The sequence below is a fragment of the Amycolatopsis regifaucium genome (assembly GCF_001613935.1).
GTDB classification, from domain to species: domain Bacteria; phylum Actinomycetota; class Actinomycetes; order Mycobacteriales; family Pseudonocardiaceae; genus Amycolatopsis; species Amycolatopsis regifaucium.
On record NZ_LQCI01000034.1, the window covers coordinates 797,831 to 816,101 of the forward strand.

Below are 18,271 nucleotides of genomic sequence, written 5' to 3' on the forward strand. Positions count from 1 at the left end.
CTCGCGTCACGTATCCCAGACGTCGGCCCCCCGGGTCACCTCGTTACATGCCTTTCAAAGCTCTCGTGGTTCCGTCTCACAACCGAAACCTGCTCGGCGCAGGCGCCTCGGCCATCCGGGCGCGGGCAACCGCAAGCGGCACCGCGTTCAGCGGACTGAACGCGGTGCCGCGGCTCACCCCGTCAAGAAACCACCAACGCGTAGTCCGCGTCGGTCGCCGAGGTCTCCGGGTGACCGTCGGCGTTCACCTGCGTCGCCACGACCTCGACCGTCCACGTGCCCGCCGCCGGCTTCTCCAGGATGACGTTCTCCACCGTGTCGATGGTGTTCGGCGACCCGCCCGCGGTCGAGAAGTTGCCCGCGCGCAGGCCGTTGTTGCCGAAGTACACCGTCCCGTCCGGCGCGGTGACCTTCAGCGTCAGGTCGTTGACCCGGGTGACCGCCGCGCTCGGCGAGCCCGCCGGGTCGGTGTAGGCCAGCGTGGCCTTGAACTGCTTCGTCCCGTTCACCGCGACCGTGTACTTCTTGGTCTGCCCGGTGGCCAGCAGGTCCGTCTCGTTGACCAGTACCGGCAGTTTCCACCCGTTGGCCTTGGCCTGTTCGTGCAGGTAACGCACGTTCGCGGTACCCCAGCCCTGATGGGTGCGGGTCATGTCGTGCGAGGTGCCGCTGAACGCGAACTGGTCGGCACCGTTGACCAGCAGCGCCTTCGCGGTCGCGGCGTGCGGGCGGCTCGCGAAGACGTCGCGGCCCTTGCCGGGGCCGCCGTCGAATACGCCGTCGGCCCACATCTGGAACAGCAGACCGGCGTTTCCGCAGGTGATCGGGGTCGCGCCGCTCGTCCCGCCGAACGACGTCGTGTACGAGGTGTCACTGGTGGACGACGTCGTGTCGATCCGGTCGTAGTAGTTCGACAGCTCCGGCTTGATCCGTCCGTCGGCGGCCGGGCCGATGCTGGCGCCGCCGTTCCACTTGTCGTCGGTGCGGCTCAGCGTGTTGTAGTGGTACTGACCGCCGACCGAGAGCACGTTCTTCGACCAGGCCTGTGGTCGCGACTGCTGGGTGCCCGCGTTGCTCTGAGATTGGCAGATCAGCAGGTCGTGATCGAAGACGATCTTGTCGAGCTCAGCCGAAACCGAGTTGTACGCCGTCGTCAGCCCACCACCCCAGCTGTTGCTCTGGAACACCGCGCGGTACTTGCCGGCCGGGTCGACCAGTTCCTTGGTGTGGGCATAGCGGTCGGGCTTGTCGTAGGTGGCGAAGATGCCCTGAGCTTCCGGCAGCAGGCCGCGCTGCGGCGCGCTCACGCCGGAGGCGAAGATCTGCCCGTAGGTCGAAGTGCCGTGGCTGGTGCTGGTCGAGTTCGACCCGTGCAGCACCGTCGGCCGCGCCTTGAACTCCTGGTGGGTGACCCGCAGCCCGCCGTCCATCACCTCGCCGCGCACCCCCTGCCCGCGGTAGCCGCCGACGCTTTCGAGGTAGTTCGCGCCCCCGCTTTCGCGCGCGTTGGCCATGTCGGTTTCGGGCGCGGTGATCGCGCCGACCGCGAGCACCTCGGCACCCTGGGCCACCGCGGCGACCTGACCGGAGCCGAGCCTCGCGACGATGTGCTGCCCGCTCTGCGAGATCGCCTCGATACCGCCGCCGAGCCGCAGGATCCGCTCGGCGACCGCGCGCTGGTCCCGCGCGTCGGGTTCGACGAGCGTCACCAGATGGCTGCCGGTGCCACTGATCGAGAATGCCGAAGACTCCACCTTGTCGCCGGGCCGGTATTCACCGAGCCAGCGGACGAAATTCAATTTCGTGATCGATTCCCGGTTCTCCGGCTTCAAACGGACCACGTACGCGAAATCGGGAATGTAGGTCCCGATTCGCGCGCCGAGTGCGCGCAATCGCTCGCGCCGCGCGTCGGTCAGCGCGCCACGGACCTGGAGCAGGTAGGCGCCCCGCCAGTCCTGACTCGCGGCGGTCCGCTGGCTGAGCGGATCGAAGGTCCTGCTGGCCAGGCGGATGAACTGCGGGTCTTCCTCGGCGTGAGCGGCGACGGCCACTCCGCTCGTCAGGAGAAGCGCGCCGACCAAGGGCGCGAGAATGCGGACAGACTTCGGCCGTGGCATGAAATACCTCCGGGGATCTCTGCAGGGGAGAGGTCTTTCGAAGGTACCCGCCGAAAAGCGTGTCGATCAGCCACTGAACGGCCCAGCCGGGAAATCCCGGCTGGGGGAAATGGAGCATAAACGGTTAAAAAGAATTCGGCTCCGGGACTTGCTCACTCCGTCAGGGCTTCGGAGAGCTCGCGGATCGCGGTGGTCTCGGCGGCGTGGATGTCGCGAAGCAGCTTGCCCATCGTGCTGAAGAGATCGCCCACCTCGATGTCGGTGAACGGCATTTCGTCGTTGTAATGCGCGCGCAGCTTCCACAACTCCGCACCGGCCGCCGCGGCCGCGTCCTGTCCGGCGTCACCTTCGCGGACGCCCGCCGAGACCGCGCTGACCAGCCCGCGCACCCAGGCGAACTCCGCGTTCGACGCCGGGAGGGCGGCCTCGGCCAGTTCGGCCCAGCGTTCGCCGATCCCGCGCCAGGCCGAGGCCTGTTCGGCCAGTACCGGGAGGTCGAGCAACCCCGAGGCCTCGGTGAGCGCGTCGGCGAACAGGCCACGCAGATGTCCGCCCGCCATCCCCGCCGGGGTGACGCTCTCCCAGACGTTGAGCAGCGCCCCGAAAAGGCCGCGTCGCTCGCTGAACGCGCGCGGCCAGCCCTTGGGATCGCGCTCGTCGGTCATCGCCTTCGCCCAGCGCTCCCAGGCGGGCAGCGAGAACGATTTCGACGGCGCCGAGAGGTTCCGCGCGCAGTCCGTCAGTCCGTCGCGGACGGCCGTCCGCCAGTCGGAGACCTCGCCGGGCTGGATCGTCGCGAGCAGGTTCTTGTACGAGCCGACGCGGTCGCGCGCGCGGTCGAAAGTCTTCCGGTCGACCGTCAGCGGGGCGAGATTCCGGTCGTCGACGAGCACCCGGCCATCCTCTTCGCCGTACGCGACGACGAAATGCCCGCCGGCGCCGGACAGCTCCGGCGGCAGCCGCCAGTAACCGAGCGACTCGCGATCGGGGAGGACGATCACCGGCCGCCCCGCACCGAGGTCGGCGGTGAGCCGTTTCGCGGCGGCGCGTTTGCCGCCGGTGGTGTGGATGTCGGCCCGAAGGCCGAGCCTGTCCACTGTGGACTTCAGCCAGTCCTGCGGATACTGCCACCGCGCACGGAAACCGAACACGGTCGTCGAGGTCGATTCGTGCGCGAAGTCCCACAGGAGGTAGCCGGCCCCGATCCCGCCGGAGGCGGCGAACAGCAACGCCTCGCTGGGCGCCTTCCCGTCCGGCCCTTCGACACCGTGGTGCGCCAGTACGGCGGCCACCGCCGACACGTCCGGTTGCAGTCCGCCGCGCAGTTCGTACCCGCTCACCCGACCATCATGCCACTCAGAAGTCTTTGATCAGGAAAACCCTGCCACGCAAGGGATCCGTCACGTAGACGGCGTTGAGGCGCTGGTCGATCGCGACCGCGCCGGGGTTCACCCCGAGTGACAGGTCACCGGTGAGTAAGTTGGTCACGCCGTCGATCCGGGCGATCCCGTTGGGACCACCGTTGGCGTACACGGTGTTCGTACCCTGGTGGATCGCGACCGCCGACGATTCGGAGCGCAGCAGCACCGTCGCCTTTTCCCGGCGGGCGCTCGCGTCCACGACGGACAGATGGTGGATCGCCGAATTCGCGACGAACACCGTCCCGCTGCCGCGATGCACGGTGACCCCGGTCGGTGACTTGCCGACCTTGACGCCGTCGGTGAACTTCTCCGCGCCGATGTCGAAGATCTCGAGGGAATCCGTGCGCGTGCTGGTGCAGTGCGCGAGTTCGCGGTCGCCGTCCACCGCGATCGAGGACAGGCTCGACGTGGGCCCGGGTACCAGCTTCACCAGGCGGCAGCCGACGCCGTCGAGGACGGCGAGGATCCCGGTGACGTCGCTGACCGCGTAGATCCGGTTCGCCTGCTCGTCGACGTCGACGCTCGACGCCCCCGGCCCGGCGGGCATCACGCTGATGACGTCGTTGGTCAGCCCGTCGATCACGAGGATGGTCCCGGCGGGCGGGTTGGTGACGAAGACCCGGTTGGTCACGGTGTCCACGGCCAGGCCCGCGGGCTCGCCGCCGACCGGGATCACCGCGCCGACGGTGCCGGACCGCGAGTCGAGGACGACGACCGTGCCGGTGGAGGGGTCCGAGACGTAGGCGAAGCCGGTGACGGAATTCACCGCGACCGCCTCCGGGGCGCCGCCGACCTCGATCAGGAGGACCTTCTCGGCTCTGGCCGCCGGGGCGAAGGCGACCGCGGAAGCCCCGGCCGCGGCCAGCGTGAGCAGGGCTCGGCGGCTCAGTTCGGGTCCTCGCACAAGCGCCTCCCCAAGATCGTTCCGGGAACCGACGATAACCCGCGGTTCGTCCGGGCGAAGGAACTTCACGTCCCCCGATCGCGTTGTTTCCGGTGGGTAACCCTCTCGCCCCCATACTCGGAGAACGAAAGGAGCAGGACGCTGTGCACAAACACCAGAACGGTTTGAAGACGGTCGTCCTGCTCGGCATGCTGTCCGCGCTCATCGTCGGGATCAGCGGCTTCTTCGGGCGGGGCGCGCTGGTCATCGGCCTGGTGGTGGCGCTCGGTGTCAACGCCTACGCCTACTTCAACTCCGACAAGATCGCCCTGCGGGCCATGCGCGCCCGCCCGGTTTCCGAGGCGGAGTATCCGGCGATGTACCGGATCGTGCGCGAGCTCGCGACCACAGCGCGTCAGCCGATGCCGCGGTTGTACGTCAGCCCCACGCAGGCACCGAACGCGTTCGCCACCGGCCGCAGCCCCCGGTACGCGGCGGTGTGCTGCACCACCGGGATCCTCGGCCTGCTCGACGAGCGCGAACTGCGGGCGGTGCTCGGGCACGAACTGTCGCATGTCTACAACCGGGACATCCTCATCTCCTGCGTCGCGGGCGCGCTGGCGAGTGTGGTCAGCGTGCTCGCGAACATCGCGATGTTCGCGAGCGTCTTCGGCGGCAACGACCGCGAGGACGGCGACAGCCCGCTGGTCGCGCTGCTGCTGGTGCTGATCGGCCCGATCGCGGCCGCCATCGTGAAGCTCGGTGTCAGCCGGTCGCGGGAGTACCAGGCCGACGCGTCGGGCGCGGAACTCACCGGTGACCCCCTCGGCCTGGCATCGGCGCTGCGGAAACTCGACCAGGGGACGCGCGCGGCGCCGCTCGTGCCGGAGCCGAAGCTGGTGTCGCAGTCGCACCTCATGATCGCGAACCCGTTCCGGCCGGGCGAAGGCCTCTCGAAGCTCTTCTCGACCCACCCGCCCATGGACGAACGCATCCGCCGCCTCGAAGAGATGGCCCGCCGCCCCCTCTGACCAGCCGGATCGCGTTTAGCCCGCTAAATGCGCTCGTTCGCCCTCGAACTACCGCATTTCGTCCTCTAAATGCGGTAGTTGCGTGTGCAAGGAACGCATTTAGAGGACGAAATGCAGGGGTGTCCCACGTCGTGGGGGCGTCTTCCGGACGGACTACACCGGCGACACCCTGCGGGAGCACCTGTTCAGCCGGTAGCGCCGTGGACGCGCGCGACGTTCATCAGATACTCGCCGTAGCCGGACTTCGCCAGCTTCGCGCCGAGGGCGAAGCACTGGTCGGCGTCGATGAAGCCCATCCGCAGCGCGACTTCTTCGAGACAGGCGATCCGGACGCCCGTCCGGTGCTCGAGAACCTGCACGAACTGGCCCGCTTCCAGCAGCGAGTCGTGCGTGCCGGTGTCGAGCCAGGCGAAGCCGCGGCCGAGGTCGACCAGGGTGGCGCGATCCTGCCTGAGGTAGGCGAGGTTGACGTCGGTGATCTCGAGTTCGCCGCGCGGCGACGGTTTGAGGCCGCGGGCGATCTCGACGACCTGGTTGTCGTAGAAGTACAGGCCGGTGATGGCCTTGTTCGACTTCGGCTTCGCGGGCTTCTCCTCGATGGAGAGAAGTTTGCCGTTGGCGTCGATCTCGCCGACGCCGTACCGCTGCGGGTCCTTGACCGGGTAGCCGAACAGCACGCAGCCGTCGAGCGAGGTCGCGGCGGCCTGCAGCCTGGTGGAGAAACCCTGGCCGTAGAAGATGTTGTCGCCGAGGACGAGCGCGACCTCGTCGTCGCCGACGAAGTCCGCGCCGATGATGAACGCTTCGGCCAGCCCGTTGGGGGCGGCTTGTTCGGCGTAGCTGAAGCTGAGCCCGAACTGGCTGCCGTCCCCGAGGAGCTTCCGGAAGTTCGGCAGGTCGACCGGCGTCGAGATGATCAGGATCTCGCGGATCCCGGCGAACATCAGCACCGAGATCGGGTAGTAGATCATCGGTTTGTCGTAGACCGGCAGCAGCTGTTTCGAGATGGCCTGGGTGATGGGATGCAGTCGCGTCCCGCTGCCCCCCGCCAGCACGATTCCCTTCATCCTCAGCCCCCGCTTCGTAGCCGTCCGTCAACGACTCACACTACCGGGTGGTGGTCAGAAAGCGGGTCCCTTGGCGAAGTACGCCGTGCAACCGGGGTTGTGTTCAGTGGAGATCTGCAGCACGTTCTTGCCGTCGTCGACCGGCAGTAACGTCGAGCTGTAGTTGGGGCAGAAGTTGTCGTAGATGCCGGTGACGTGCACCGGCGCGGGCAGCTCGTACCAGTGCCCGGAGCCGAAGTCGTCGTTGGCGAGCAGGACCCGGCCGTTCCCGCTCTGCGGGTCGCCGGCGGCGTTGGTGTAGATCTGGCCGACCATCACCAGCCGCACGCCGTTCGGGCCGCCGGGGAACAGCGTGATCGTCTGGGCGTGCTGGAAGTAGTTGCCGTTGGCGGTGGTGACGCGGGTCCCGGGATCGACCGGATCGCCCCAGTTGGCGCCGTCGGAGGAGATCTTGAAGTACGGGTCGCAGTAGCGGTCGCGGTAGTTGCAGATCTCGTAGGCCAGGTAGTACCGGCCGTCGGGGAGACGCCGGATGGTCGGCATCCCCGGCCGCACGCTATGCGGCGGGATGGCCATCGTGTGCTGCTTGGTGCCCCAGTTCACGCCGTCGGTGGACGCGACCCGGGTCAACACCTGCGCGAACTGCGGTGCCTCGGTCTCGTCGGCGTAGTGCAGCCACAGGGTACCGCCGGCGTCGACGACGAACTCGGGCTCCCAGACGCCGTCGTGGTTGTGCGAACGGGCGGCCTCGGACAGGAAGGACCAGGTGCGGCCGACGTCACGGCTGTACCAGATCTTGATGCCGATCCGGCGCTCCGGACCGGCGTCCTGGCGGTAACTGGCGGCCCACAGCAGTGTGCCGGGGCGAAACCTCCCGACCCGCTGCGGCAGCTCGTACAGCGTTCCGCAGCACATGCCGTACCGGCCGTCGCGGTCGCGGATCTCACCGATCTTGTGGAAGCTCTCGCCCTCGTCGGTGCTTTCCATGATCGGGGTGAACTTGCCACTGGCGTCTTCGCTGGTCAGCGACGCGAGGATGCGACCGCGGCCGATCGGGGAATGGTCAAGGCGGATGAGTCGCGGGTACGAGCCGAAGCCGGACACGAGCTGTTGCCGCTCGGCGGCCTGCGCGGACGTGAACGACGACGCGATCACGGTGAGTGACAACGCTAGGGCGAGTGTGGTGCTGAGTCGGCGCTTCATCGTGACCCTCCTCGAACGCGAGCGCCGGATTACACCATGTGCATTTGTCCTTTTCGGACTCCCGCCAAGGCGTCGCGGCAGAAACCCACGCCCGAGTGGCGGGAATCGCTCGGCCGGGTGGCGCGGTAACGCTGGGCTATCGGTCGGCGAAGATCCTAGGACTGCTCGATATGGGGGAACACGTGATCAGGCGCTTGTGCGCGGCCTCAGGCGCCGTGCTGTTGACCGTCGGCCTGGTGGCCTGCTCGCCGGCGAACACCGGCCGCGTCGTTCCGCGAGCCGCCGATCGGGATGGACTGCGCGCGCCTTCGGGAGTGCCCGCGCCGCCTTCGACCTCCACCACCCCGCCACCCGCGCCTCACCCGCCGGAGAGCCACTCGGGCAAGGGGAACGCGTCGGTACCCACGACCTGGCCGATGCGCCTGGGCTTCGTGACCTTCGACTGCCCGAAGTGTTCCGGGCACGTCGCGGTCAACACGGAGAACGAACTGATCGTCAACGACAGCGGCCCGTACAGGGGCACGCAGTGGATCAACGACATGCCCGGCTACCAGGCGAAGACGTTCACCATCAAGGCCAACGCCGCCTGGACGCTGACCGTCACCGACGAAAGCGGCCTGCCCGTCCTGGAGCCGGGCAAGCCCGTCTCGGGCAAGAACGAGGCTGTCTTCTCCGTGCCCGACGCCGTCGCGTCGGTCGCCCTCACCACCAAGAACAGCGGCCGCGTCGCGGTATGGGTGCACAGCGGCGGCCACTCGGATCTCCCCGTGAACCAGCTCGGCGACTACAAGGGCGACATTCCCGTGTCCGGCCCCGCGTTCGTGTCGATCGAAGGCGATGGAACCTGGACGCTCACCGCGTCGTAGGTATGACGAAGGCCACCTTCGAGGCTCTCGAAGGTGGCCTTCTCCGCAGGGTCAGCGGTAGTTCGTGAACTGCAGCGCGATCTCGAAGTCCTTGCCCTTGAGCAAGGCGATCACGTCCTGGAGCTGGTCCTTCTTCTTGCCGGACACCCGCAGCTGGTCACCCTGGATCTGCGCCTGGACGCCCTTCGGGCCCTCGTCCCGGATGAACTTGGCGATCTGCTTCGCCTTGTCCGACGCGATCCCCTGCAGGATCTTGCCGCTCACCTTGTAGATCTTGCCGGAAAGCGCCGGCTCGTCCGCCTCGAAGGCCTTCAGGGAGATGCCGCGCTTGATCAGCTTCTCCTTGAACACCTCGACCGCCGCCAGCGCCCGCTCCTCGGTCTCGGACTCGATCGCGATCGCTTCCTCGCCCGACCAGTCGATCTTGGTCCCGGTACCCCGGAAGTCGAACCGTGTACCGAGTTCCTTGCTGGCCTGGTTCAGGGCGTTGTCCACCTCCTGGCGATCGACCTTGCTCACCACGTCGAAAGAGGGATCCGCCACGTGTTCTCACACCTCGTACTCGCTTGTCAGGAGCTTCCACCCTAGCCCTGCGGAACCCGGTTGACCGGCCCGCCACGGCATTGGGTATTCTTTCGTCTCGGCCGGGCTCGCCCGGCCACGGCGAGTTGCCCGAGCGGCCAAAGGGATCTGACTGTAAATCAGACGGCACAGCCTTCGGGGGTTCGAATCCCTCACTCGCCACACCAGCAAGATCGGCCCCCTGACCTGGAAAACCAGGCCAGGGGGCCGATCTTGTTATGTGCAGTTGGGTGCAGCTCTGCGCGGCCGTAGGCGGCTGGCTGCCCCAAAGTTCCCGGGGCCTACTCGCCACCAAGAGCCCTGGTCACGCGGTCTCGGGCGGCCTGCTTCCCGCCGTCGAGGCACTTCGCGTAGACCCTCAGCAGGACGGAGAGACTGTGTCCGGCCCACTTGGCCACACGAGTGGGCTCCACACCGCCGTTGAGCCACGTCGACACCGCAGCGTGCCGGAGGTCGTAGGGACGCTTTCCGAGCGGCCCAGCGGCCACCTCAGCCGTGAAATCCCGCTCGCGTGCCGTCGCCCACACCCGGCCGTAGACCGAGCTGCCGACCCGCCCGCCGTCGCGGGCTCCTCGGAACAGGCTGCCGTCCGGCGCGGTCCCGAACCGGCGTAGGTGCTCGTGCAGTAGCGCGGTGAGCTGACGCGGGCACGGCACCGGCCGCTCCTCCTCTTCTGCCCGGTGCTTGAGCGGTCCCCTCTTCGGATGCCTCGCCGGAGTCTGTCCATTCCTGCCCGATCTCCGGGGCGCGCCTTCCTGAGGAGAAGATCTCCCCGACCTTCCTCGGGGGCGACAGGTCGGCCTTGCTCAGGTTCGCTACCTCCTCCGGCCGGAGAGCGGCGTAGTACATCAGCTCATATTCGCTCGTCAAGGATCATCCGCCGCTGTTGGACTCATCCAATGAACCCTGGGCGGGCGGTACGCTTCACCAGCTCTAGACGGCGGAGGTGGGGAAGTTTGAAGATCGCGTTTCCGCGCGCATGCCCACCGAGGAAGAGGTGGCCCTCTATGACATCCCGTTCAATGTGCCCGTGCTTCCCAGTCTGAAGATCAGTTACGACACGTCGGGTCGTGCGGTGGATGTGGCCGAACTCCTGACCCCAGCGGACCGGATTTCCCTGTCCTGCACCACCGAACTGCGAAAGTGGGACGAGTAAGCAATGGCAACGCCACGCTTGATCTCCGTAGTGACGGCCGTCTTCGAGGGCGGACACCACTACCTCAAGGAGGCTTACGAGTCCCTGTGCGCTCAGGAGATGCCAGAAGGCTGGTCATGGGAGTGGTGTGTGCAGGAAGACGGCAATAGTGGTGTGCCGAAACAAGAGCTTCCGGACGATGACCCGCGCGTCCACTACGGCACTGGTTTGGCTGGCCGTGCTGCGGTCACGCGCAACATGGCGCTATCTCAGGCGCAGGGGATCGTGATTCGCAACCTCGACGCGGACGACGTGCTGCTGCCGGGTGCATTGGAGCGGGATATCGACGCGTTGCACCGCGTCGCGTGGTGCGTCTCGGCAGGTCTTGACCTGCACGAGGATGGGACGACAACGCCCGGGCCGTACGACCCTCCCCATGGCCCCGTCGAGCCCGGCCGCTTCTACAAGGAGCAGGCAGAGGACAGGCTCTCGGTGCTTGCGGCGAACGTCGCGATGCACACGGACCTCATCTGGTTTTTGGGTGGGTGGATGGCTCTCACGGGGGCCGAGACCATTGCCACGCTGTTGGCGGCGGAGGCAGTGACGCCCGGGGAGTTCATCGCCGAACCGAGCATGCTCTACCGGAAGCACTCGGCGCAGACTACGGCGTCTGAGTCGTACTGGAATCCGCAGGAAGACGAGGCGCGTAGGCGGCTTATTCAGATGCGAGTGGAGGCCATTCATGCGAACGGAATTCGGTACGAACCAGCGGCCATTGATGGCGGCGATCTGACGGCTGAATCAGCTATGCCTCCAGAAGGACGCCAAGCGCAGGGCACGGTGCCGGAGATGTCGCCGTGAACATCACCGTCCTGCGCCCTGTTCTGAAAGGCGAAGAGAAAGAAAGCCGTGAAGCAATTAGATACTGTAGGGAGTATGCGGCAAGACTGTCTACCCGTCTTGTGGTCGGCGCAAAGCTAAACTTTGATCAGGTTGTAAACAGGTTGGGCGTCTCGAGGAGACGAAACTCGGCAAGTTACCGAAGAGCTTGGCGCGTCGGTTGTATCATTTGCGCTTGTATGGCGACTATGTACAGATAATCAAGGCATGGTTTGTCGGAAAGCTTCGGCCCTGGCTCCGACCGGCTTCAGAGGTTCACGCGCGCAACTAATGAGGCGTACGAAAGCCACTTTGGCTACCGTCTTGTGGAAGGGCTTCGAAACTACATTGCGCACCGCGCGATGCCGCCGATCTCTGGAGAAGTTGGCGCGGCATCTACCCCGGCGAGCCCGAAGGTCAGGATCACCGTGCGGCCCGCGTCCCACCAGTCGCTCGTTCCCGTCCCCTGGCTGAGACGTCCGATTCCCACGATCGTGAAGACCACGGCGGCGACGACACCGATCATGATCAGGAGGACATCGACCGGTGTCCGTTCCTTGGCAGGCGCGGCCTCCCTCGCTGCTTACCGCTGTTCGCGGTTCATCGGCTTGTCACGCTGCTCGTCGGTCATGCTGGATACACGTCCGTCGCGCCTCACGGATTGTCGGGCTCACCGCTCTACGCGGTTCGATACCGCAGCAGCACGATCCCCGACGTGAACGCGCGTTCCTCCACCAGCCGCAGCTTGGGCACGGCGGTCGCGCCCTCGAACAGCCGACGGCCTTCGCCCACGACGACCGGGTAGACGAACAGCCGGTACTCGTCGACCAGTCCGGCGGCGATGAGGGCGTGCACCAGCGAGACGCTGCCGGTGGTCACGATGTCCTTGCCCTCGGCGGCCTTCAGCCTCTCGATCTCGGAACGCAGGCCACCGGAGAGCACTGTCGTGTTTTCCCACTCCGGCTCCGTCAGCGTGCTGGATACGACGTACTTGTTCACTGAGTCGAGATAAGCCGAGATGCCCGTCTGGTCATCGGTCTGTTCCGGCCAATAGCCGCGCATGTCCTCGAAGGTGATGCGCCCGAGCAGGAGCGCGTCGGCGGTTTCCCGTTGTTCGCGGAGCGCGGCCAGAACGTCCGACTGGTCGACGTCCGGGTCGCTGTCACCCGGGCTGAACCAGTCACCCGCCAGTTCGATGACGCCGTCGATCGTGCTGTTCTCCGTGACGATCAGCTTCCGCATGCGCCCGACCGTACCGCCGCCCTCCGACAAGAATGGGGCGATGACCCCGCTGCCCTGGCCGTCCACGCCACCGGCGTACGGATCCGTCGTCCTCCGCGAGTTCACCGAAGCCGACGTCCGTCTCGCGCTCGAACTCGGCGAAGATCCGTACGTGCCGCTCATCGGGAGCCTGCCCGCACATCCGACGCGTCAGGAAGCCGAAGCCTGGGTACGTCGGCAGCAGAGTCGTCACGCGGAGGGCCGCGGGTTCCCCTTCGTGATCGACGTGGCGGGAACCGGGGTCGGGACGGTCGGACTCTGGCTGCGAAAACTGTCCGAAGGCATCGGGATCGTGGGCTATTCGATCTCGCCCGAGCATCGGCGCCGCGGCTTCGCGTCCGACGCGCTCAAAGCGATCACCCCCTTCGCCTGGACGGTGCCGGGCGTGGAGCGGATCGAGCTGTACATCGAGCCGTGGAACCGCGGCTCGCTGCGCGCGGCCGAGAAGGCGGGCTATCGGCGCGAAGCGCTGCTGCCCGCCCATCAGGAGATAGGCGGCTTCGCGCGAGACATGCTGCTCTACGCGGCGCCGTGAACCGCACGCCGCGACGGGTGTCTCCCTCAGGCCGTGAGTACTTGTGCGTCGTTGAGAACCAGCATGTCGGTGACGAAGCAGGCCAGGGTGCCGTCGGCGGCCCGGCCGATCCAGGTGGGATAGCTCCCGTCTCCCCAGCCGGCGTTGAACAGGATGATGTTGCCGTCGACTCCGTCCAGGGTGAGGTCGAGATGGGGCTTCACCTCGGTGAACCGCTCGATGAAGTCGTCGTCCACCTTCTCGGGAAGAGCGGCGGCATCGGCGAAGCAGCCTGTCCCACTGTCCACGCCGTAGCCGTGGAAATGCCCGTCCCCGAGGAAGAGCGTGTCCTCTCCCGGCCGCAGCGCGGCCTCCCACGTGGCGACCGGAACGTCGGTGACGACAAGTTTGGCGGCGGCGACCCGTAGGTGATCCGGCTCGTCGACGAACCGGATCAGGGCGACCTCGACCGGGTAGTCCCCCGGAGGCACGGTGACGGTGAAGGGTTCGGTTTCCCGATCGAGGAAGGCCGGGTCCGAGGCGACGAGTTCGCCGCTGGGCATGCGGAGTTTCCCGGCACGCCGGACCTCGACCTCGACGAGGCCGAGATCGTCGCTCAGCGAAAAGCGCGTACCTGGCGTGAACATCTCTTCCAGGCCCGAAGGCTGCAGAGGAACGGATGGCCGCCAAGGACGCTCTTCGACGGGAAGCGGCGGATCGGTGTCCGGAACGTCCGGCGTTCGGAGGGTCAGCTGTTTCGATTTCGTGAAGGCCGTCCAGTCGCCGAAGGCGGGTCTCGGCGTGGTCAGTTCGGACACCGTTTTCCGCACGCTGGTACTGCTCGACCCGCCGCTTTCCCCGTGGGGAGAGCGTTCCACCCAGCCCGTGCCGTCGGGCTGGAAGGTCAGCTCCACGTGGCCTGCCGTCTTCGGGTCGAATTCCTCCTGGTCGTCGGATTTGTAGGTCCACTGCTCGACCCGCACGAGGAACAGGGCGTCGTCTCCGAGCGCGCGGAACTCGAACGAACTCTGGCGCCGCTTCTGCTGATCGAAGTGCACAGTGCGGGCGAAGTGGTGCCCCCAGGCGATTTCGAACAGCACCAGCGGCATTTCGGTGCCGGGAAGCACCAGTGCGACGGCGTACTGCTCTCCGGTGGCGTCGCGTTCCCGCGCGGTGCCGGGCGAAAGCCTCCCGAGCAGCGCGCGGGCGGCCGGATCCCAGCCTTCGCAGTAGATGACGTCCAGCAAAGTCCCCTCAGACATGGAGCGAACTTAGCGTGGACCCCCGACAAATCGGTGAGCTACTCGCGGACCGCGTAGTCACCGAAAGCAGGCTCCAGTAGCTCGAAGGCCCGCTTCGCCGCCTTCGTCAGCGCTTCGGCGATCTCGTCGTTGCTCTCGCCGGCGTGCGAACGCCGCAGGACCTCGCGGAAGAGGACGCGGTCGATCGCGTTGAGTTCGGCGGCCGCCATTACCGGGGTGACGTCGCCGATGTCGGCACCGGTCTCGGCCGCGAGGAGTTCGGCGAGCGCGGCCTCCCGCAGTTCGTGCAGCTCACGCAGCCGCGCGGTCAGGGTCGGGCTCTCCAGGACCATCTTCGCGAAGGCAGGCCCGGTGAAGCCGATCACGGGCGAGTGCTCCGCCACCGCGTCCAGGAAGGTGCGCCGTAGCGCGGCCAGCGCCGACTCACCCGTCTTCCTGGAGCCGACCGCGTTCGCCAGTCCGTTCGTGAACGCCTCGTGCTGGTCGAGCGCCAGATCCTCTTTGCGCGGGAAGTAGTTGGTGACGGTCTTCTTCGCCACCCTCGCCGCCGCGGCGATCTCGGCGATCGTCGTCTCTTCGAAGCCCTTCTCGATGAAGAGCATCGTCGCGTGATCGGAGATCAGCTGCCGTGTCTCCTGCTTCTTGAGCTCTCGCAAACCCACATCCGTGCTGATCATGAGCGAACTTTACCACTGTTGTAAAAATATCCTTGACTTACCTTAGGTTGGATGTAAACTTACGTCCGTACTACCGACCACTGAGAGAAAGAGGCTCCTTGACCGCTCGAATCCCCCAAGGCAACGAAGGCGCCGACCGCGCCAAGGTCCGCCGGAACGACCGCCGCCATCAGCGGCCGTTCCCCGGCCGCTCGATGCCCGTGCGCCGCTCGATCGGCGTTCCGCGGCGCAGGTCGTACTGACCGCTCAGCCAGTCCGAAAACCCACCGCTGACCTAAGGGGATAGCCCATGAACGTCCTGACCTCCACCGTTTCGCTGACCGTCGACGACGTCGCCGCATCCAGTCGCTTCTTCACCGAGCACTTCGGCTTCACCGAGCAGATGGCCGCGGAGGGTTTCGTCTCCCTCGGGCACGAAACCGCGAAGGTGAACATCGTCCTGCTCAAGGCGGGGATCGAGGTCCTGCCGGAGCACCTGCGGCAGCAGCGCGCGGCCGGGGTGATCGTGGCCTTCACGGTCGAGGATCTCGAAGCCGAGGAGAAGCGCTTGCGTGCCGCGGGTGTCGAGATCACGCTGCCGCTGCGGGAAGAACCGTGGGGAGAGCGGCTCTTCATGGTCACCGACCCGAACGGGGTGCCCGTGGAACTCGTGGAGTGGGTGCAGCAGTAAAGGATCGCCCATCTCGGGGAAACAAAGCGGGGCTTGGTCCACAATGGACCAAGCCCCGCTTTCCGGTGCCGCTACTTCATCGTGGCGAGCTGGATCAGGTTGCCGCAGGTGTCGTCGAAAACGGCGGTGACCACCGGCCCCATGTCGACGGCGTCCTGGGTGAACTCGACGCCCAGTCCCTTGAGCCGCTCGACCTCGGCGAACACGTCGTCGACGGCGAACTGGGTGACCGGGATGCCGTCGCTGACCAGGGCTTCCTTGAACGGCTTCGCCGCGGGGTGACCGTCCGGTTCGAGCAGCAGTTCGACGCCGTCCGGGTCGGCGGGGGAGACCACGGTGAGCCAGCGGGCGTCGCCGGTGGGCACGTCGTGCTTCTTCTGGAACCCCAGCTTCTCGGTGTAAAAGGCGAGCGCCTTGGCCTGGTCGTCGACGAAGACGCTGGTGAGGTTGACGCGGATCACGGGTTCGGTTCCTTCCGGTCGAGAGGCCACCGCTCGACGATCGAGCGCAGCGGGCTCGTGTCGATGTGGTGGAACTTGTAGCGGCCTTGCCGCCGGGTGTGCACCAGGCCTGCCTGTTCGAGCATCGCGAGATGCTGCGAAATGGCCTGCCGCGACGAGGTGAGGCCGTGCTTCATGGTCAGCCGTCCGCAGATCTCGAACAGCGTTTGACCGTCCTTTTCGGTCAATTCGTCGAGGATGACGCGTCGCGTCGCGTCGCCGATGGCCTTGAACAGGTCGCCGTCCACGACCCAGTTATAGGCAAGTCGTCACTTGCCTGTCAAGCCGGGATCAGGAGCCCAGGTACCGCAGGATCGCGAGGACGCGGCGGCTGTAGCCGGCGGTGTTGGCCAGTCCGAGCTTGTCGAAGATGGCGTTCACGTGCTTCTCGACGGCGCTTTGCGACACGTACAGCGACTCGGCGATCCCGGCGTTGGTGTGGCCCTGCGCCATTTTCTCCAGCACTTCACGCTCGCGGGTGGTCAGCTTCGCGAGCGGATCGGTGTGCGTGGTCCTCGCGAGCAGTCGCCGTACCACCTCCGGATCGAACGCGGCACCGCCCGCGGCCACCCGGTCGAGTGCCTCCAGGAATTCGCCCACCTGGGCGACCCGGTCTTTCAGGAGATAGCCGACGCGTTCGCCGTCGCCGGTGATCAGTTCGGCCGCGTACCGCTTCTCGACGTATTGAGAGAGCACCAGGACGCCGATCTCCGGCCAGCGTGTCCGGATTTCGAGTGCGGCGCGAAGGCCCTCGTCGGTGTGGGTCGGCGGCATGCGGACGTCGGTGACGATCACGTCCGGCCGATAAGCGGCCGTCGTCGAGACGAGTGCTTCGCCGTCTCCGACCGACGCCACGACGTCGTGCCCCTCTTCGACCAGCAGCCGGACCAGGCCCTCCCGGAGCAGGGTCGAGTCCTCGGCGAGGATCACCCGCACGGCAGCACCGCCGTCACCACGGTCGGACCGCCGAGCGGACTGTCCACGGTGAACTCCCCGTCCGCCGCCGCGACGCGCCGCGCGAGACCGGAAAGACCGCCACCGGACTCCCTCGCCCCGCCCGTGCCGTCGTCGGTGATCCGCACCCGCACGCTGTCCCCGTCCCGCTCGGCCTCGATGTCGATCCGCGTCGCCGCGGCGTGCTTGATCGTATTGGTGACCGCCTCGGACGCGACGAAGTAGGCGACGGTCTCGATGGCCGCCGATGGCCGTTCCGGCAGGTCGACGCGCAGGTGGACCGGTATGCCCGAGCGTTCCGCGAGCGCCTCCAAAGCCGGATGCAGCCCGTCGGTGTCCAACGCGATCGGATAAACCCGCCACGAGACCTCGCGCAGATCGTTCAGCGCGCGCTGGGATTCCTCGTGCGCCTGCCGCAGCAGATCCGACGCGTGGTCCGGATCGCCGGTGCGGCGCGCCCGGCCGAGCAGCATGCCGAGCGCGACGAGCCGCTGCTGGACGCCGTCGTGCAGGTCTCTCTCGATCCTTCGGCGTTCGTCGTTGACCGCTTCGACGACCTCGGCGCGGCTGGTCGCCAGCTCGGAAACCCGGCGGCGCAACTGTTCCTGCTTGCTGGGGCCGAGGAAGTGCCGCGCCAGCTTGCGATCCAAGGTGGCGATGCCGATGAGCCCCTGTACGGAAAGAAAAATGAGCAGTACGCCGAAGAGCGCGGTGGTGACGGGGTCGTACCAGCCGGCGGGCGCGCCGCCGCCGGGCGACCTGCCGTCGAGGAGCTGATATCCGATGATCAAGCCGGAGCCGGCACCGAGCAGGATCAACACGAAGATCCCCGCGCTGAGCAGCCCCACGACGCAGCGCGGGACAAGGTAGGTCATCGCACGGCGGCCGGTGTAGTCCGTCGCGTTCTCGGCGCCGAGGTACTTCTCGAGCCGTCGTCGCTCCACTTCGGACAGTGCGCGGGCGCCGTCGAAGACGGTCTGTCGCAGCGCGGGGAGCGCGAGCGCGAGACCCCCGAAGAGGACGTAAAAGACCTCCGCGAACGCGGTGGCGGCGCCGATCGCCAGGCCCAGCGTGCCGCGGAGCATCTTGCGCAGGTAGCGGCGCGTAGCGGCCGGAACAGGCATAACACCAGGTTAGCGGGGTATCCGAAGAACGGTATTGCGGTTTTCCGCAGTGATCTGTGCCGCTTCACCGCAGGGTGTGGAACCCGGGCAATTCGTACGTTCGTT

At 66.9% G+C, this 18,271-nt stretch carries 22 protein-coding genes and 1 tRNA gene; 8 read left to right on the plus strand and 15 right to left on the minus strand.

All coding sequences use genetic code 11. The features are described from left to right. Window positions 1–182: 182 nt before the first annotated feature. The 3 genes from AVL48_RS27655 to AVL48_RS27665 form a co-directional block, all read right to left on the minus strand. Window positions 183–2,117, minus strand: a complete 1,935-nt coding sequence (locus AVL48_RS27655; protein ID WP_061980014.1) for a S8 family serine peptidase — start codon at window positions 2,115–2,117, stop codon at window positions 183–185. Between the two features lie 152 nt (window positions 2,118–2,269). Continuing rightward, the gene (locus AVL48_RS27660; protein ID WP_061980013.1) at window positions 2,270–3,457 is read right to left on the minus strand and encodes a BtrH N-terminal domain-containing protein; all 1,188 of its coding nucleotides are present in this window, start codon (window positions 3,455–3,457) and stop codon (window positions 2,270–2,272) included. Between the two features lie 16 nt (window positions 3,458–3,473). Further along, window positions 3,474–4,442 (minus strand): YncE family protein, encoded by a 969-nt coding sequence (locus tag AVL48_RS27665; RefSeq protein ID WP_061980577.1) that lies wholly within the window; start codon window positions 4,440–4,442, stop codon window positions 3,474–3,476. A gap of 143 nt (window positions 4,443–4,585) precedes the next feature. Between AVL48_RS27665 and htpX the strand changes: the two genes are divergently transcribed. Continuing rightward, window positions 4,586–5,452 carry a zinc metalloprotease HtpX gene (htpX, locus tag AVL48_RS27670; protein WP_061980012.1) on the plus strand — a complete coding sequence of 289 codons (867 nt, stop codon included), beginning with the start codon at window positions 4,586–4,588 and terminating at the stop codon, window positions 5,450–5,452. A gap of 185 nt (window positions 5,453–5,637) precedes the next feature. Here the strand turns inward: htpX and rfbA are convergent, their stop codons facing one another. Together rfbA and AVL48_RS27680 are read right to left on the minus strand one after the other, a co-directional pair. Continuing rightward, entirely contained in the window at window positions 5,638–6,519 is an 882-nt protein-coding gene (gene rfbA / locus AVL48_RS27675; RefSeq protein ID WP_061980011.1) for a glucose-1-phosphate thymidylyltransferase RfbA, read from the minus strand. Window positions 6,520–6,573: 54 nt separating this feature from the next. After that, window positions 6,574–7,722: a sialidase family protein gene (locus AVL48_RS27680; protein WP_061980010.1), complete on the minus strand. Its 1,149-nt coding sequence runs from the start codon at window positions 7,720–7,722 to the stop codon at window positions 6,574–6,576. A 182-nt stretch (window positions 7,723–7,904) separates the two neighbouring features. Between AVL48_RS27680 and AVL48_RS27685 the strand changes: the two genes are divergently transcribed. Continuing rightward, on the plus strand, window positions 7,905–8,588 hold the full coding sequence (locus AVL48_RS27685) for a hypothetical protein (RefSeq protein ID WP_061980576.1): 684 nt from the start codon (window positions 7,905–7,907) through the stop codon (window positions 8,586–8,588). Between the two features lie 51 nt (window positions 8,589–8,639). On the opposite strand, the gene AVL48_RS27690 is transcribed toward AVL48_RS27685, so the two are convergent. Next, window positions 8,640–9,131, minus strand: coding sequence for a YajQ family cyclic di-GMP-binding protein (locus AVL48_RS27690; RefSeq protein ID WP_037314015.1), 492 nt, complete (start codon window positions 9,129–9,131; stop codon window positions 8,640–8,642). A gap of 119 nt (window positions 9,132–9,250) precedes the next feature. On the opposite strand from AVL48_RS27690, the gene AVL48_RS27695 reads away from it, so the two are divergent. Next, a tRNA-Tyr gene (locus AVL48_RS27695) sits at window positions 9,251–9,332 on the plus strand. 119 nt (window positions 9,333–9,451) lie between these two features. On the opposite strand, the gene AVL48_RS38625 is transcribed toward AVL48_RS27695, so the two are convergent. Then, window positions 9,452–9,826, minus strand: coding sequence for a site-specific integrase (locus AVL48_RS38625; protein ID WP_061980009.1), 375 nt, complete (start codon window positions 9,824–9,826; stop codon window positions 9,452–9,454). A 290-nt stretch (window positions 9,827–10,116) separates the two neighbouring features. Between AVL48_RS38625 and AVL48_RS38630 the strand changes: the two genes are divergently transcribed. Together AVL48_RS38630 and AVL48_RS27705 are read left to right on the plus strand one after the other, a co-directional pair. Beyond that, the gene (locus AVL48_RS38630; RefSeq protein WP_074038209.1) at window positions 10,117–10,326 is read left to right on the plus strand and encodes a UTRA domain-containing protein; all 210 of its coding nucleotides are present in this window, start codon (window positions 10,117–10,119) and stop codon (window positions 10,324–10,326) included. Between the two features lie 3 nt (window positions 10,327–10,329). Then, entirely contained in the window at window positions 10,330–11,166 is an 837-nt protein-coding gene (locus AVL48_RS27705; RefSeq protein WP_061980008.1) for a glycosyltransferase, read from the plus strand. Window positions 11,167–11,527: 361 nt separating this feature from the next. Here the strand turns inward: AVL48_RS27705 and AVL48_RS27710 are convergent, their stop codons facing one another. Both AVL48_RS27710 and AVL48_RS27715 read right to left on the minus strand, forming a co-directional pair. Then, window positions 11,528–11,710, minus strand: coding sequence for a hypothetical protein (locus AVL48_RS27710; RefSeq protein ID WP_061980007.1), 183 nt, complete (start codon window positions 11,708–11,710; stop codon window positions 11,528–11,530). A 152-nt stretch (window positions 11,711–11,862) separates the two neighbouring features. Beyond that, window positions 11,863–12,426: a dihydrofolate reductase family protein gene (locus AVL48_RS27715; RefSeq protein WP_061980006.1), complete on the minus strand. Its 564-nt coding sequence runs from the start codon at window positions 12,424–12,426 to the stop codon at window positions 11,863–11,865. Between the two features lie 40 nt (window positions 12,427–12,466). Here AVL48_RS27715 and AVL48_RS27720 point away from each other — a divergent pair, with 40 nt between their 5' ends. Further along, on the plus strand, window positions 12,467–13,000 hold the full coding sequence (locus AVL48_RS27720) for a GNAT family N-acetyltransferase (RefSeq protein WP_061980005.1): 534 nt from the start codon (window positions 12,467–12,469) through the stop codon (window positions 12,998–13,000). 26 nt (window positions 13,001–13,026) lie between these two features. Here AVL48_RS27720 and AVL48_RS27725 read toward each other — a convergent pair whose 3' ends face one another. Both AVL48_RS27725 and AVL48_RS27730 read right to left on the minus strand, forming a co-directional pair. Continuing rightward, the gene (locus AVL48_RS27725) at window positions 13,027–14,241 is read right to left on the minus strand and encodes a DUF4241 domain-containing protein (RefSeq protein WP_061980004.1); all 1,215 of its coding nucleotides are present in this window, start codon (window positions 14,239–14,241) and stop codon (window positions 13,027–13,029) included. A 38-nt stretch (window positions 14,242–14,279) separates the two neighbouring features. Next, window positions 14,280–14,918, minus strand: coding sequence for a TetR/AcrR family transcriptional regulator (locus AVL48_RS27730; RefSeq protein ID WP_061980003.1), 639 nt, complete (start codon window positions 14,916–14,918; stop codon window positions 14,280–14,282). 98 nt (window positions 14,919–15,016) lie between these two features. Here AVL48_RS27730 and AVL48_RS39235 point away from each other — a divergent pair, with 98 nt between their 5' ends. Together AVL48_RS39235 and AVL48_RS27735 are read left to right on the plus strand one after the other, a co-directional pair. Continuing rightward, window positions 15,017–15,160 (plus strand): hypothetical protein, encoded by a 144-nt coding sequence (locus tag AVL48_RS39235; RefSeq protein ID WP_156515779.1) that lies wholly within the window; start codon window positions 15,017–15,019, stop codon window positions 15,158–15,160. Window positions 15,161–15,207: 47 nt separating this feature from the next. Next, window positions 15,208–15,588 carry a VOC family protein gene (locus AVL48_RS27735; protein ID WP_061980002.1) on the plus strand — a complete coding sequence of 127 codons (381 nt, stop codon included), beginning with the start codon at window positions 15,208–15,210 and terminating at the stop codon, window positions 15,586–15,588. A 71-nt stretch (window positions 15,589–15,659) separates the two neighbouring features. Here AVL48_RS27735 and AVL48_RS27740 read toward each other — a convergent pair whose 3' ends face one another. From AVL48_RS27740 to AVL48_RS27755, 4 genes are read right to left on the minus strand one after another with little or no spacing between them, the layout of a single operon-like run. Further along, window positions 15,660–16,049: a VOC family protein gene (locus AVL48_RS27740; RefSeq protein ID WP_061980001.1), complete on the minus strand. Its 390-nt coding sequence runs from the start codon at window positions 16,047–16,049 to the stop codon at window positions 15,660–15,662. Further along, window positions 16,046–16,336 carry an ArsR/SmtB family transcription factor gene (locus AVL48_RS27745; protein WP_061980000.1) on the minus strand — a complete coding sequence of 97 codons (291 nt, stop codon included), beginning with the start codon at window positions 16,334–16,336 and terminating at the stop codon, window positions 16,046–16,048. Before AVL48_RS27745 ends, AVL48_RS27740 begins: the two co-directional genes overlap by 4 nt. Window positions 16,337–16,379: 43 nt before the next feature. Then, complete coding sequence (locus AVL48_RS27750; protein WP_061979999.1) at window positions 16,380–17,024, minus strand: response regulator; 645 nt, start codon at window positions 17,022–17,024, stop codon at window positions 16,380–16,382. Beyond that, window positions 17,015–18,166: a sensor histidine kinase gene (locus AVL48_RS27755; RefSeq protein ID WP_061979998.1), complete on the minus strand. Its 1,152-nt coding sequence runs from the start codon at window positions 18,164–18,166 to the stop codon at window positions 17,015–17,017. The genes AVL48_RS27750 and AVL48_RS27755 overlap by 10 nt, the downstream gene beginning before the upstream one ends. Between the last annotated feature and the right edge of the window lie 105 nt (window positions 18,167–18,271).

Excerpts from the sequence above, each read along its gene's own strand:
- AVL48_RS27735 (WP_061980002.1), top strand. The coding sequence starts at position 15,208 with ATGAACGTCCTGACCTCCACCGTTTCGCTGACCGTCGACGACGTCGCC.
- AVL48_RS27720 (WP_061980005.1), top strand. The coding sequence starts at position 12,467 with ATGACCCCGCTGCCCTGGCCGTCCACGCCACCGGCGTACGGATCCGTC.
- AVL48_RS27655 (WP_061980014.1), bottom strand. The coding sequence starts at position 2,117 with ATGCCACGGCCGAAGTCTGTCCGCATTCTCGCGCCCTTGGTCGGCGCG.
- AVL48_RS27680 (WP_061980010.1), bottom strand. The coding sequence starts at position 7,722 with ATGAAGCGCCGACTCAGCACCACACTCGCCCTAGCGTTGTCACTCACC.
- AVL48_RS27710 (WP_061980007.1), bottom strand. The coding sequence starts at position 11,710 with ATGATCGGTGTCGTCGCCGCCGTGGTCTTCACGATCGTGGGAATCGGA.
- AVL48_RS27725 (WP_061980004.1), bottom strand. The coding sequence starts at position 14,241 with ATGTCTGAGGGGACTTTGCTGGACGTCATCTACTGCGAAGGCTGGGAT.
- AVL48_RS27715 (WP_061980006.1), bottom strand. The coding sequence starts at position 12,426 with ATGCGGAAGCTGATCGTCACGGAGAACAGCACGATCGACGGCGTCATC.
- AVL48_RS27755 (WP_061979998.1), bottom strand. The coding sequence starts at position 18,166 with ATGCCTGTTCCGGCCGCTACGCGCCGCTACCTGCGCAAGATGCTCCGC.
- rfbA (WP_061980011.1), bottom strand. The coding sequence starts at position 6,519 with ATGAAGGGAATCGTGCTGGCGGGGGGCAGCGGGACGCGACTGCATCCC.
- AVL48_RS27705 (WP_061980008.1), top strand. The coding sequence starts at position 10,330 with ATGGCAACGCCACGCTTGATCTCCGTAGTGACGGCCGTCTTCGAGGGC.
- AVL48_RS27730 (WP_061980003.1), bottom strand. The coding sequence starts at position 14,918 with ATGATCAGCACGGATGTGGGTTTGCGAGAGCTCAAGAAGCAGGAGACA.